Here is a 12,871-nt window from a genome sequence, read left to right as displayed (position 1 = left end):
CGGCACACTCCGCCGCGCATGCAACCTCACCGAGAGGCCCCAGGTAGCCCTACGGAGGTTTAGGACTCCGGTACCGTCGGCAAGCTCTCTGGCCTCGTTGCCTGATCGCGCCCCGGATTAGGGCGAGTCTCTTCGGGTTCGGGCGGGATGGAAATGGAATCCCACAGCGTCTCGTACCACTTCTTGGCCTGGTGCTGCGGAATTTCCTCCGGCTGCGTCACAGGCTGTTCGCCCACGGCCGGATCGAGGATACGGAATGGGGTCTCCCCCGGCTCTACCAGCCCCAGGCGCAGACGTGCCTGCTCCTTAACATAGGCGGGGTTGGAGTACAGCTCCTTTTCATCCTCTAACTGCTTAATTCGCTGTTCCATGCGAGCAATATTGTCCTGCGTTGCGGCTACATCCGCCTGCTGTTGTGCAAAAGTCCGCAGCGGAATTGCGAGAACAGATACTAAGAAAAGCACCAGCAGACCAATACCGATCTTCTGTGCCGTGCTCAGCGAGCGCATTCCCGATGCGATTGCCGCTGCCGAACGCTGCCCCGCCCCTGCAGGGCGCGACTGTGTTCCGCGGCGAGATCGGTCCGATGCACTCATGCCCCACACTCTACCCGACCGCCAGCCGATGAAATAACAAAAACCCGCCCACAACCACGTGCGTGGTGCGGACGGGCAGTGCTAGACGCAGCTTTCGCAGCGCCTCAGCTCTTTACTTGAAACGCGGGAATGCGCTGCGACCAGCGTAGACTGCGGCGTCACCCAGGTACTCCTCGATGCGCAGCAGCTGGTTGTACTTAGCAACGCGCTCGGAGCGAGCCGGAGCACCGGTCTTGATCTGGCCACAGTTCAGGCCGACAGCCAGGTCAGCGATGGTAGTGTCCTCGGTCTCACCAGAGCGGTGGGACATCATGGACTTGTAGCCGGCGTTGTGAGCCATTGCGACGGCCTCGAAGGTCTCGGACAGGGTACCAATCTGGTTGACCTTGACCAGCAGAGCATTAGCGGCCTTCTTCTCAATGCCCTCTGCCAGACGCTTCGGGTTGGTGACGAAGAAGTCGTCGCCGACAATCTGGACCTTGTCACCAAGCTGAGCGGTCAGGGTGGTGTAGCCCTCCCAGTCATCTTCCTGCAGCGGATCCTCGATGGAGACGATGGCGTAGTTCTCAACCAGGTCAGCGTAGACAGCTGCCATCTCCTCAGCGGTGTGCTCGCCGCCCTCGAAGTGGTACTTGCCGTCCTTGAAGAACTCGGAAGAAGCAACGTCGAGAGCCAGAGCGACATCGTCGCCCAACTTGTAGCCTGCGGCCTCAATTGCCTCAACAATCAGGTCCAGTGCAGCCTTGGTGGAGTCAACCGACGGAGCGAAGCCACCCTCATCGCCGAGGCCAGTGGACAGGCCCTTGTCCTTAATGACCTTCTTGAGTGCGTGGTAGACCTCAGCACCGACGCGCAGTGCTTCCTTGAAGGTCGGGGCGCCAATCGGAGCAATCATGAACTCCTGGACGTCAACGCCGGAGTCAGCGTGTGCGCCACCGTTGAGGATGTTCATCATCGGAACCGGCAGAACGTGACCGTTCGGGCCGCCGACGTAGCGGAACAGATCCAGGCCAGCGGACTCAGCAGCAGCCTTGGCAACAGCCATGGAAACACCCAGGATTGCGTTAGCACCCAGGCGGGACTTGTTGTCGGTGCCGTCCAGCTCAATCATGGTCTTGTCAACCAGACGCTGGTCCTCAGCCTCGAGGCCAATAATTGCGTCCTCAATCTCCTCGAGCACAGCGCGGACAGCCTTCTCGACACCCTTGCCCAGGTAACGGTCTCCGCCATCGCGGAGCTCGTGTGCCTCATGAACGCCGGTGGAGGCACCGGACGGAACCGCAGCGCGGCCCACAGCGCCGTCTTCCAACAGCACCTCAACCTCAACGGTCGGGTTACCACGGGAGTCCAGAATTTCGCGTGCGTTCAACTCGATGATTGCAGCCATAGGTCACCTTTCCGCCGGAACCGTTCCGGCACATGACTCCAATTGTGGCACGGTTTGCCAACCTTCGCCTTAAATCCTTTTCACCCTATGCGGGCTGATTCAGCGCATAGTTCGCCGCAGCGTCCCGAACATCGCGAAGATACTGCTCAGACTGGTTATATGAGCGAATTGCAGATGCCCACCCTTCCGGGGTGGCGAGGTCGCGTTCCCCACTGCAGAGCATCCGTGCGGTGGTCGCAGTTGCGTCGTCGATGTTGTTGGGGTCGGCGACACCATCACCAGACGCATCCATCGCAAAACGATGCCAGGTCTCGGGAATAAACTGCATCGGCCCCACAGCGCGGTCATACTCTGTGTCACCGTCGAGTTCGCCGTTGTCAGTATCGAGAACCTCAGCAAACCCACTCGTGCCGTCCAGCGGCGGACCGATAATCGTCGGACTGACTACCCCATCGGCGCCGATATGAGCCGGCTTGAGCCAATTGCCCGAGTACGTGCCGTGATTAGTCTCCACTTTGCCCAGTCCTGCAAGCGTGTTCCACTCCAGGTGGCAGTTCGGGAACTGTTCTGCCGCAATCACATATGCGTTGCCGTAGGCGCGGAGAGCGTCCTCAGAAATACCCGTCTTCGGGGAAATCTGCTGCGCCCACTGTCGGAGCTGTTCCGAGGTGCGCCCGGGCGCGTTGACATCAATCATCGGCGGTGGCTCAGCCGCAGCAGGCGGCACATTATCCGGAATCGGCTTCTTGGTCAACGACGGGATTACGGGTCCAGTGAACATAGCCAACGCCCCAACCGTGCCAATGATGATCAGCACCGCCAGGGAGGTTAGACCGAGGCAGCCACAGCCTCTCGAGGACTTCTTTTTCCCCTTACTGCGGCCACGCGGCTTCGCCCCGCGGGGTGCGGGGTGCGCGTATTCATCAAAGGGAGAATTAGAAGGCATGGGGAATTACTCTACGGGGTAGACCGTAAAAATCACTCAAACTCGAGGACAGAAATCACTTTTGCTGGAAACTAGCTGTCGCTTTCCGACGGGCCGAGGTCCTCAGCCTCTTCGTTATCTTCGCTGCCCGCTGCCCACTGCTCAACACTGCCGGCCTGCTGATTCTCCATCTGAGCCAGCTCAGCCAGGAATGCGCGTGAAGCCTGTCGGGTCCGCTCTTCAGCACCGGACTCAGTCTCCAGCCCCGGGGTCGGGACCAGAATCTCCACTGGAATGTCTGCATCGGACAGTCCCTGCGCACGTGCGCGGCGGATGGCTTCCTCAGCCAAAGTCAGAGCTGGCAGCTGTGTGGCCGGGTTCGAGCGCGGACGTCCGCGGCCGTAAGCCCACAGTCGCTCCTGTTCTTCCTCCGACACCATCTCTCCCTCGGCCACAGTGCCGTCGAAGAGGTACGGCTGACGAGCGCGCATCTTCAAAATAAAGTCGGTCGCCACATCGTCGAAGTCGAAGCCCTCCGCGATTTCAGCGTGGAAGAGGATCTGCAGCAGCAGATCTGACAGCTCGCTACGAATGTCACCGCCCTCGTTGACTGCGTCGACAAACTCGTAAGTCTCTTCAATGAGATACGGCAGCAGGCTCTTGTGCGTCTGGCGAGCTTCCCACTGCCCCGTGCGCCGTGCTGCCGCCATGATGTCCACGGCCTCGACGACGTGGGGCAGACGAGCTGCGGCAAGCTGTTCCTGCGGAGTCAGCGGTTCTGCAACAGGCTCTGCCCCTGGCTCTGCAACCGGTTCTGGCTCAGGTTCTTGCACCGAGTCCTGCTGGGGAGCCGCCACAACCCGAGCTGCCGGAGCTGCTGGGTCCGGCGCATCATCCAGCTCGACCGAGTAGACCTTCTCGCCCGCATCGAGGCGATCGAGTACCTCGTCGTTTCCCATATCGGTGGTGACCAGAATCTCCGCCTGGGACACCGAGTGCCCACCGGCGTCGGCAATTGCCCAACGCACACGGATCGGGACTTCTTCGGTGTAGCTGACTTCACCGGTCAGCAGGCTAGCGGCTTCCAGCGGAATCGCAGTTGGAAAGCGGCTATCGAGCTTGATGATAGTCATACGGTTTCTAGTCCTTTCCCATGTGCGAGATATCCATACGTGGAATTCCCGCCATCGATGTCAAGAAGTCTGCTACCCACTGCACCAATGCAATATCGCGGACAGGTTTTGCCCGCAACCCTCGCCCTTCCTTCGGCATTCCGACGGAAACCGTGCGCGTTGCCGCACGATAGGTCGCCTGTGGATACAGGCGCTTGAGACGCACCTGCTTGGAGTCAGCAAGCTCCATAGGGGTTATTCTAATGTGCGCACCCATGGCTTGAACTTCATGCACGCCGAATTCCCGGCAAATAATTCGAAGTCGTGAAATAACCGCCAGTCTTTCCACCTCAATGGGTGGGGTTCCGTAACGGTCGATGAGTTCTTCGAGCACTACGTCGATATCGTCCAGCGCACTGGCGGCAGCAAATTTGCGGTACGCCTCTAGACGTAGGCGTTCCGACGACACATATTCGGCCGGAATATTCGCATCCACCGGCAAATCAATCCGAACTTCCTTCGGTTCGTTATCGGAAGCATCCGGCGTTTCACCATCGGCCACTGCCTTCAGTGCAGCCACGGCCTCGCCAACCAGTCGGACGTACATGTCGAAGCCGACGCCGGCAATGTGACCGGACTGCTCCGCACCGAGGATATTTCCGGCTCCGCGCATTTCCAGGTCCTTCATGGCCACGGCCATACCGGCACCCAAGTCATTGTTCTGCGCGATCGTGGACAGACGGTCGTAGGAAGTCTCCGTCAGCGTCTGATTCTCCGGGTAGAGGAAGTAGGCATAGGCGCGCTCACGGGAACGGCCCACGCGACCACGCAGCTGGTGTAGCTGGGAAAGACCCATATGGTGGGCGTTTTCCACAATCAACGTATTGGCGTTGGCAATATCCAGGCCGGTCTCCACGATGGTGGTACACACCAGCACGTCGTACTCGCGCTGCCAGAAGCCATCGACCGTGCGCTCCAGCTGCTCCTCCCCCATCTGACCGTGGGCCACTACCACGCGGGCCTCGGGCACCAAATTGCGGATATTCTGGGCGACTTTGTCAATGGTTTCCACCTTATTATGCAGGTAGAACACCTGTCCGTCGCGAAGCAGCTCTCGCCTGATAGCAGCGGCGACCTGCTTGTCGGACTGCGCGCCGACGTATGTCAGCACCGGGTGACGATCCTGCGGCGGGGTGAGAATCTGGCTCATCTCGCGGATGCCGGCAATCGACATTTCGAGCGTGCGCGGAATTGGCGTTGCGGACATGGTGAGCACGTCGACGTGGTGCCGTAGCGCCTTGATGTGTTCCTTGTGTTCGACGCCGAAACGCTGCTCCTCGTCAACGATGACCAGGCCGAGTTCTTTCCACTGCACGCCGGTCTGCAGGAGACGATGCGTGCCGATAACAATGTCGACCGTCCCGTTCTTCAGCCCTTCGAGGACCTCCTTGGAGTCCTTCGGCGAGGTAAAGCGGGACAGTCCACGGATGGTGACCGGGAAGCCCTCCATACGCTGAGTGAAAGTGGTCAAATGCTGCTGTGCCAACAGCGTAGTTGGCACCAACACTGCTACCTGACGGCCATCTTGAACAGCCTTGAAGGCAGCACGCAGTGCCACCTCGGTCTTGCCGTAGCCGACATCGCCGATGAGCACGCGATCCATCGGCACCGGCTTTTCCATGTCGGACTTGATTTCGTCAATGGCCTGAAGCTGGTCCTCAGTCTCGGTGAAGGGGAAGTTATCCTCCATCTCCTGCTGCCATGGCGTATCCGGCGCGAACGCGTGGCCCGGCGCGGCTTGGCGCTCGGCGTAGAGCTTGACCAGCTCTTCCGCAATCTCGCGGACAGCGCCACGGGCCTTGCGCTTGGTGGACTTCCAGTCCGAGCCGCCCATCTTCGACAGCGCGGGCTTTTCACCGCCGACATAGCGCGACAGCAAATCCAGGCTCTCCATCGGCACGTAGAGCTGGTCCGAGGGGCCTCCGCGCTTGCTCGGTGCGTACTCGAGCACCACGTACTCGCGGCGAGCCTGATCCTCGCCCGTGCCGATGGTGCGCTCAGTGAGCTTCACAAACCGACCAATGCCATGCGTGTCGTGCACGACATAGTCACCGGCCTTCAGCGCCAGCGGATCCACCTGACCACGGCGCTTCGCTGGCTTGCGGCGCCCACCAAGCGCGCCTTCCGCGATGCGGTTACCTGTGATGTCCTGCTCGGTAATCAGAGTCAGCGCGCCACCGGGGATTCGCGGGAACACCAGGCCACCGTGCAAAACACCCTGGTAGACCGTAATTCTTCCGGACTCGGGATACTCCGGGCCCGCCGCCATGCGCGTCGCAATTCCGGCTTCCCTAAACCTTTCCGCTTGCCGACGCGCTCCCGCGGGCGTCGCCGCCACGTACGCCACTCGTTCCCCCGCGACCGTGGCATCGCGCAGCTGCTTCATCAGGTGACCAATTTCCTTTAAGTCACCGCGTGGCGCGGGCCCAGGCTCAAAGGTTAGCGGCAGCACATCATCTTCGGTGACCCCCGCCTCCAACATGCCGGGCGGGGAAATATGCCACGAGGTGGGCATCGGGATAGAGGCCAAGCTGCGGTAAGCGCTGGGCTCCAGACCATCGGTGGCGATTGGCGCCGAGCCACCCATCGCGGCCGTTTCCCACGCTGCGGCCATAAACTCCTCGCCCGCACTAATCAGGTCCTGCGCGCGAGAGCGAATGCGCTCCGGCCCGCACATGAGCACATGCGTTTTCTCCGGCATGACCTCGGTGAGCATCTTCATCGGATGCTGACTAATCAGTGGAATCAGCGACTCCATGCCCTCCACCCACTGGCCATCACCGATGCGGGTGAGCATTTCTTGGACCTGTCCAGAACGCGTGGTGGCGAGTTTCTCCGCGGCGGCCTTCACGTCGTCGTCGATAAGCAGTGCACGACACGGGAAGATATCCAGCTGGTCGATCTCTATCTCAGAGATTGTGCGCTGGTCAGCGACGGAAAAGGCGCGCAGGTCGGTAACCTCGTCACCCCAGAGCTCGATACGAACCGGCAGCTCTTCGGTCGCCGGGAAGACATCGACGATGCCGCCACGCACGGCAAACTGGCCACGCCTGCCGACCATGTCCACATGCGAATAGCCGTGATGCACCAGCCGCTCAACCAGGTTCTCGCAGTCCTGGTCCAGCTGGATGTGGATGGGCGCGCTGGCTTCAGCCTCGAGGTCGTCCACAATCGGCTGCACCAACGAGCGCACCGCCGCAATCAGAACGTCGACTTTGCCCCGGCGAACGTCGTAAAGCGCCTTACGACGCTGCGCCACGGTATCCACGGCCGGCGAAAGCTTCTCATGCGGGAGCGTCTCCCACGAGGGGAACATAGCTACACGGTCGCCGATCATAGACTTGACCTCGGCAGTCAGGTCCTCCGCCTCACGGCCGGTAGCCGTGATGACCAGCACCGGCACCTTCGTAGACATGGCGTAAATAAGGTGCGAACGCACCGGGTCCGCACCCGTGAGCGCCAGCTCGTCTTCGCCGATGCGCCCGAGCACGCCGACAAATTGGGGATCCGTGACAACGAGGCTTTCCAGCCCCGACAGCGGGTTCGGCAGAATGCTGGGTGTGGCTTTCGCCGAGGAAGACGCAGAAGTTGGCATAGCCCCAATATAACCATGCACCCCGGATTCACCCTGCGTGCTGGTTAGCCGTTCTCCGCCACCTGCATCGGGTCTGCTGCAGCACCTGCTCCGAACTTCGCGCCCTCAGCGGCCGCTGGCACATCAGCGGAGCCATGCAGAGTCGGGGCCCCCTCCATGCCGGCCAGCCCGTTCCAGCACAGGTTCACGATGTGCGCCGCCACCGTCTCCTTATCCGGACTGCGCTTCTCCATCCACCAGCGAGCGGTCTGCGAAACCATACCGACCATGCAGTTTCCGTAGAGCACCGACATGGCCGGGTCGAAGCCAGCGCGTTTGAAAGCCTCGGCGAGGATAGGCGTAACCGACTCAGTGGCATTATTCAGCAGCGTCTCATAGCCACCCGCCACACCGGGGTCGCGAGAAATAATGGAGAATCCCTCCGGGTTTTCCTCGACATAAGTCAGCAGTGCCAACACCGCCTGTTCGATGCGGTAACGCGAGCGCCCCAGGGACAACGCTTCCCTAATCGTGGCCTCCAGGGTCTTCATCTCCTGGTCGACGACTGCCTGGTAGAGCCGCTCTTTGGTACCAAAATGCTCGTAGACAACCGGCTTTGATACCCCAGCTGCGGCAGCGATCTCCTCCATTGAGGCGGCATCAAGCCCCTTGGCGGCAAAGATTCCACGGCTGACTTCTGTCAGCTGAGCTTTGCGCTGTGGACCGGTCATACGTCGTCTCGGAGAATTAGAGGCCATGCTTTTAGATTAGTGGCTAAAGTCTTGCTATCGTATATCGCAGGCGCAAGCGAGCCGGCTGAGTCGACTCAGCCATGCAATTTTTCGCGTTCGCCCCATTCTCCCATGGTGTAATGGCAACACTCCGGTTTTTGGTACCGGCATTCTAGGTTCGAGTCCTGGTGGGAGAGCAAGCGGGGGGCCGGCCCCTTAATTAAGAAGTGACTTTTCGCCCCGCCGTGACCGTGATGCACCCTGACCGAGGAGTAGCAAGTTTCATGTCAAACGGTTCGGCCACCGCTGTGGTCATTCTCGCCGCGGGTCAAGGCACCCGAATGAAATCCGATACGCCGAAAATGCTGCACGCTATCGGCGGTCGTACCATGTTGGAGCACGCGCTCTATGCCGCCAAGGGAATTAGTCCGGAAGAGATTGCTGTTGTCGTTGGCCACCAGCGCGAAAAGGTAATCGACGCCATCGGCACCTGGACAGAGAAGGCCGAGCACTCCAACGACGTCGTCATTGCCCCGCAGGAAGAACAAAACGGTACCGGCCACGCTGTTCAGTGCGCACTGGAACACCCTGAGCTGCAGAATTTCGATGGCACCATCTTGGTAACCACTTCCGATGTTCCGCTGCTGGATTCCGAAGCGCTCCAGGCGCTGCTCGAAGAGCACAACCGCAAGCCACGCGCTGCCGTGACCGTGCTGACCTCCACTGCTGAAAACCCGCATGGTTACGGCCGCATCGTTCGTAACGCCGACGGCGAAGTTCTGCGCATCGTGGAGGAAAAGGACGCCTCCGACGAGGAACGTGAGATCACCGAGGTCAACTCCGGTGTCTACGCATTCGATGCCGAGACCCTGGCAAACGCCCTCAAGCAGTTGGACACCAACAATGCCCAGGGCGAGCTCTACCTCACCGATGTCATTGGCATCGCCCGTGAGGCTGACCGCTCAGTGCGCGGCCACCGCCTCGCCGACGCCACCGTCGTCGCCGGTGTCAATGACCGCGTACAGCTGGCTACCCTTGGCCGCGAGCTCAACCGCCGCACCTGCGAGGAAGCTATGCGCGCGGGTGCCACTATCGTCGATCCGGACACCACGTGGATTGATGTTGAGGTGGAGATCGGACGCGATGTCACGATTCTGCCGGGCACCCAGCTGCACGGCAAGACTGTGATTGGCGACGGGGCCACCGTGGGACCGGACACGACACTGACCAACATGGTCGTCGGCAAGCGCGCCAGCGTCGTGCGTACACACGGTTCCGATTCGGAGATCGGCGAGGATGCGACGGTCGGACCGTTCACCTACATTCGCCCGAACACCAAACTCGGTGTCGGCGCGAAGCTCGGTGGCTTCGTAGAGGCGAAGAACGCGCAGATTGGAACCGGTTCGAAGGTTCCGCACCTGACCTACGTCGGCGATGCGGAGATTGGCGAGCACTCCAACATTGGTGCCTCCAGCGTGTTCGTGAACTACGACGGTGTCAACAAGCACCGCACCGTTATCGGCTCGCATGTTCGCACCGGCTCCGACACCATGTTCATCGCTCCGGTGACCGTGGGTGATGGTGCGTACTCAGGTGCAGGTACTGTTATTAAGGACGACGTTCCTCCGGGAGCATTGGCGGTCAGTGGTGGCCGTCAGCGCAACATCGAGGGATGGGTCGAGCGGAAGCGTCCAGGTACCGCTGCTGCTGAGGCAGCGCAGGCGGCGCAGGTAGCTGACAACGCTGACAACAACAAGGAAGACCAGGAAGGCTAGACGGCAGATGACCGGCCAGTGGATCGATAACCAAAAGAACCTCATGCTCTTCTCCGGAAGGGCACACCCGGAATTGGGCGAGGCAGTTGCCAAGGAGCTCGGCACAGAGCTGACTCCGATGACCGCTCGTGATTTTGCCAACGGCGAAATCTTCGTGCGCTACGAGGAATCCGTCCGCGGTTCCGATGCCTTCGTGCTACAGGCACACCCGGCACCGCTGAATAAGTGGCTCATCGAGCAGCTGATTATGATTGACGCGCTCAAGCGCGGTTCGGCCAAGCGCATCACCGCTATCCTGCCGTTCTTCCCATACGCCCGCCAGGACAAGAAGCACCGTGGCCGTGAGCCGATTTCCGCTCGCCTGGTCGCTGACCTGCTCAAGACCGCTGGCGCTGACCGCATCGTCTCCGTGGACCTCCACACCGACCAGATTCAGGGCTTCTTCGATGGCCCGGTCGATCACATGCACGCCATGCCGATTCTGTCGGAGTACATCAAGAAGAACTACTCCCTGGACAACCTGGTCGTGGTCTCCCCTGACGCCGGCCGTGTGAAGGTTTCCGAGAAGTGGGCCAACACCCTGGGCGACGCCCCGCTGGCCTTCATTCACAAGACCCGTTCCGTCGATGTCGCAAACCAGGTTGTCGCCAACCGCGTGGTCGGCGAGGTCTCCGGTAAGACCTGTCTGCTCATCGACGACATGATTGACACCGGCGGCACCATCGCCGGCGCTGTCAAGGTGCTGCGTGAGGCTGGCGCTGAGGATGTCATCATCGCTACCACGCACGGCGTCTTCTCCGACCCAGCTCGCGAGCGCCTGTCGAAGTGCGGTGCCCGCGAGGTCATCACCACCGATACCTTGCCGCAGTCCACCGAGGGCTGGGACAACCTGACCGTCCTGCCAATCGCACCACTGCTGGCTAAGACGATCCACGAGATCTTCGAAAACGGTTCCGTCACCACCCTCTTCGAGGGTCAGGCATAAGTTCTTTCCGCTTGCCGACGGGCACCCCGCCGCGACCAGCAACCTAGTTTTGCTGGTGGTGGCGGGGTTTGCTGTTTGACCTGTTAGTCCACTACAATTTCTCCGGTAAGTCTCGGCGAGGGCGGCCACAGTAGGTGGTTGCCGTTATCGACGCGACGCTCGCAGCCCAACTTTTGCGCCCACGGTGGCATGGATGCGGCACGTGCTCGACTCGACGACTCAATATCGAATCGTTTAGGAGTCCATTTTCATGGCAAAGCCCAACATCATCAAGATTGATGCCCGTAACCGCACCGAGTTCGGCAAGGGTGCCGCTCGCCGTGCCCGCGTTGCTGGCGACATCCCGGTTGTCATCTACGGCGCTGACCTGGATGCCCCGAAGCACATCCTCGTTGACACTCTGGATTTCCACGCTGTCATCCGTAACCACGGTGTCAATGCTGTTCTGGACGTCAACATCGAGGGCGAGTCCCAGCTGTCCATGGTCAAGGCTGTTGACCAGAACCCGCTGACCCTCGACATCGACCACGCTGACCTGCTCGCCATTCACCGTGACGAGAAGGTTGAGGTTGAGGTTCCGGTCGTTCCGACTGGCGAGCTCGCTCCGGGCGCCCTGCTCATGCAGGATGCCGAAACCATTCTGGTCAACGCACCGGTTCTGGCTATTCCGGAAGAGATCGAGGTCTCCGTCGAGGGCGCAGAGGTCGGCACCATGGTTCACGCCGGCGACGTTACCCTGCCGGAGGGCCTGGTCCTCACCGACGACGCTGACCTGCTCATCTTCAACATTGTCGAGCCGGAGGAAGAGCCGGCTGGCGACGTCGATGCCGACATCGAGGGCATGGGCGAGGCTGAGACCCCGGATGAGCCGGCTGAGGAAGAGGCTGAGTAATTCAAACGCTGAATGGCTCTATCTGACTGAACCAGTACAGGCTTTCACGTTTAGCTAAAAAGGGACGGACACTCTGGTCCGTCCCTTTTTTGTTCTTGAAACTCCCCGAAGCCAACAGACCGCGCACCGTGTGCCAAGATTGAATTCATGAACGCCTCCACCACACCTCTGCTTGTCGTGGGGCTCGGCAACCCTGGGCCCAAATATGAACTCACCCGCCATAACGTCGGGCATCTGGTGCTAGATGAACTAGCGAGCCGCACTTCTCCGATGCCTTCGTCGTTTAGCGTGCATAAGAAGTCCAACGCTGAGATTGTGCAGACTCGGTTTAAGACCTCCGATGGCGGCGAGCGACAGGTGATTCTGGCTAAGCCCCGGACCTACATGAATCTGTCGGGTGGTCCGATTGCGGCGCTGGCCAAGTTCTTCAACGTCGCGCCTACCGACGTCGTGGTAGTCCACGATGAGCTGGACCTGGACCCGGGCGTGGTACGGCTTAAGCGCGGCGGGGGCGAGAATGGCCACAATGGCCTGCGCTCGACCACGAAGTCGTTGGGCACGAAGGACTACATGCGGGTGCGTATTGGCATTGGCCGTCCTCCGGGCCGCCAAGATCCGGCGGACTACGTGCTGCGTAATTTCAATGCTAAGGAACGCGAGGAGCTCGCTTTCACTCTGCCCACTGCTGCGGAGGCGGTGGAGCTAATCGCCAGCCACGGGCTGGAGATTGCGCAGAACCAGATTCACGGGCGGTAGCAGTAGCGGGAAGGGGGCTATTTTCACGTTCCCGGGAGCTTCAGTCTTTACAGCTCGTCGGTGTTCGTGCTGCTCGGC

At 60.6% G+C, this 12,871-nt stretch carries 10 protein-coding genes and 1 tRNA gene; 5 read left to right on the top strand and 6 right to left on the bottom strand.

The window, feature by feature from the left end:
- Nucleotides 1-59: 59 nt before the first annotated feature.
- The 6 genes from HMPREF2920_RS02650 to HMPREF2920_RS02625 all read right to left on the bottom strand — a co-directional run bounded on the left by HMPREF2920_RS02650 (nucleotide 60) and on the right by HMPREF2920_RS02625 (nucleotide 8,412).
- Nucleotides 60-596, bottom strand: a complete 537-nt coding sequence (locus HMPREF2920_RS02650; RefSeq protein ID WP_048733957.1) for an FtsB family cell division protein — start codon at nucleotides 594-596, stop codon at nucleotides 60-62.
- Between the two features lie 112 nt (nucleotides 597-708).
- A complete protein-coding gene (gene eno, locus HMPREF2920_RS02645; protein ID WP_048733955.1) occupies nucleotides 709-1,983 on the bottom strand; it encodes a phosphopyruvate hydratase in 1,275 nt (424 codons plus the stop codon).
- An 85-nt stretch (nucleotides 1,984-2,068) separates the two neighbouring features.
- Nucleotides 2,069-2,929 (bottom strand): lytic transglycosylase domain-containing protein, encoded by an 861-nt coding sequence (locus tag HMPREF2920_RS02640; RefSeq protein WP_049172246.1) that lies wholly within the window; start codon nucleotides 2,927-2,929, stop codon nucleotides 2,069-2,071.
- Between the two features lie 71 nt (nucleotides 2,930-3,000).
- Complete coding sequence (locus HMPREF2920_RS02635) at nucleotides 3,001-4,041, bottom strand: MazG nucleotide pyrophosphohydrolase domain-containing protein (protein WP_070549398.1); 1,041 nt, start codon at nucleotides 4,039-4,041, stop codon at nucleotides 3,001-3,003.
- Between the two features lie 7 nt (nucleotides 4,042-4,048).
- Nucleotides 4,049-7,675 carry a transcription-repair coupling factor gene (gene mfd / locus HMPREF2920_RS02630; RefSeq protein WP_070600927.1) on the bottom strand — a complete coding sequence of 1,209 codons (3,627 nt, stop codon included), beginning with the start codon at nucleotides 7,673-7,675 and terminating at the stop codon, nucleotides 4,049-4,051.
- A gap of 44 nt (nucleotides 7,676-7,719) precedes the next feature.
- Nucleotides 7,720-8,412 (bottom strand): TetR/AcrR family transcriptional regulator, encoded by a 693-nt coding sequence (locus HMPREF2920_RS02625; protein WP_141750501.1) that lies wholly within the window; start codon nucleotides 8,410-8,412, stop codon nucleotides 7,720-7,722.
- A gap of 99 nt (nucleotides 8,413-8,511) precedes the next feature.
- Between HMPREF2920_RS02625 and HMPREF2920_RS02620 the strand changes: the two genes are divergently transcribed.
- From HMPREF2920_RS02620 to pth, 5 genes are all read left to right on the top strand, one after another.
- Nucleotides 8,512-8,582: transfer RNA gene (locus tag HMPREF2920_RS02620), tRNA-Gln, on the top strand.
- 87 nt (nucleotides 8,583-8,669) lie between these two features.
- Complete coding sequence (gene glmU / locus HMPREF2920_RS02615) at nucleotides 8,670-10,160, top strand: bifunctional UDP-N-acetylglucosamine diphosphorylase/glucosamine-1-phosphate N-acetyltransferase GlmU (protein ID WP_070600929.1); 1,491 nt, start codon at nucleotides 8,670-8,672, stop codon at nucleotides 10,158-10,160.
- Between the two features lie 7 nt (nucleotides 10,161-10,167).
- Nucleotides 10,168-11,145: a ribose-phosphate diphosphokinase gene (locus HMPREF2920_RS02610; RefSeq protein WP_016423206.1), complete on the top strand. Its 978-nt coding sequence runs from the start codon at nucleotides 10,168-10,170 to the stop codon at nucleotides 11,143-11,145.
- A 250-nt stretch (nucleotides 11,146-11,395) separates the two neighbouring features.
- Entirely contained in the window at nucleotides 11,396-12,037 is a 642-nt protein-coding gene (locus HMPREF2920_RS02605; protein WP_016423207.1) for a 50S ribosomal protein L25/general stress protein Ctc, read from the top strand.
- Between the two features lie 147 nt (nucleotides 12,038-12,184).
- On the top strand, nucleotides 12,185-12,793 hold the full coding sequence (pth, locus tag HMPREF2920_RS02600) for an aminoacyl-tRNA hydrolase (RefSeq protein ID WP_016423208.1): 609 nt from the start codon (nucleotides 12,185-12,187) through the stop codon (nucleotides 12,791-12,793).
- Nucleotides 12,794-12,871 lie beyond the last annotated feature (78 nt).

It is taken from the genome of Corynebacterium sp. HMSC075F02 (assembly GCF_001838335.1).
GTDB lineage: Bacteria > Actinomycetota > Actinomycetes > Mycobacteriales > Mycobacteriaceae > Corynebacterium > Corynebacterium jeikeium_D.
The sequence above is the reverse complement of the archived record's forward strand: the minus strand, read 5'-3'. Positions and strand labels throughout refer to the sequence as shown.

Excerpts from the sequence above, each read along its gene's own strand:
- HMPREF2920_RS02610 (WP_016423206.1), top strand. The coding sequence starts at position 10,168 with ATGACCGGCCAGTGGATCGATAACCAAAAGAACCTCATGCTCTTCTCC.
- HMPREF2920_RS02635 (WP_070549398.1), bottom strand. The coding sequence starts at position 4,041 with ATGACTATCATCAAGCTCGATAGCCGCTTTCCAACTGCGATTCCGCTG.
- HMPREF2920_RS02640 (WP_049172246.1), bottom strand. The coding sequence starts at position 2,929 with ATGCCTTCTAATTCTCCCTTTGATGAATACGCGCACCCCGCACCCCGC.
- HMPREF2920_RS02625 (WP_141750501.1), bottom strand. The coding sequence starts at position 8,412 with ATGGCCTCTAATTCTCCGAGACGACGTATGACCGGTCCACAGCGCAAA.
- glmU (WP_070600929.1), top strand. The coding sequence starts at position 8,670 with ATGTCAAACGGTTCGGCCACCGCTGTGGTCATTCTCGCCGCGGGTCAA.
- HMPREF2920_RS02605 (WP_016423207.1), top strand. The coding sequence starts at position 11,396 with ATGGCAAAGCCCAACATCATCAAGATTGATGCCCGTAACCGCACCGAG.
- eno (WP_048733955.1), bottom strand. The coding sequence starts at position 1,983 with ATGGCTGCAATCATCGAGTTGAACGCACGCGAAATTCTGGACTCCCGT.
- mfd (WP_070600927.1), bottom strand. The coding sequence starts at position 7,675 with ATGCCAACTTCTGCGTCTTCCTCGGCGAAAGCCACACCCAGCATTCTG.
- pth (WP_016423208.1), top strand. The coding sequence starts at position 12,185 with ATGAACGCCTCCACCACACCTCTGCTTGTCGTGGGGCTCGGCAACCCT.
- HMPREF2920_RS02650 (WP_048733957.1), bottom strand. The coding sequence starts at position 596 with ATGAGTGCATCGGACCGATCTCGCCGCGGAACACAGTCGCGCCCTGCA.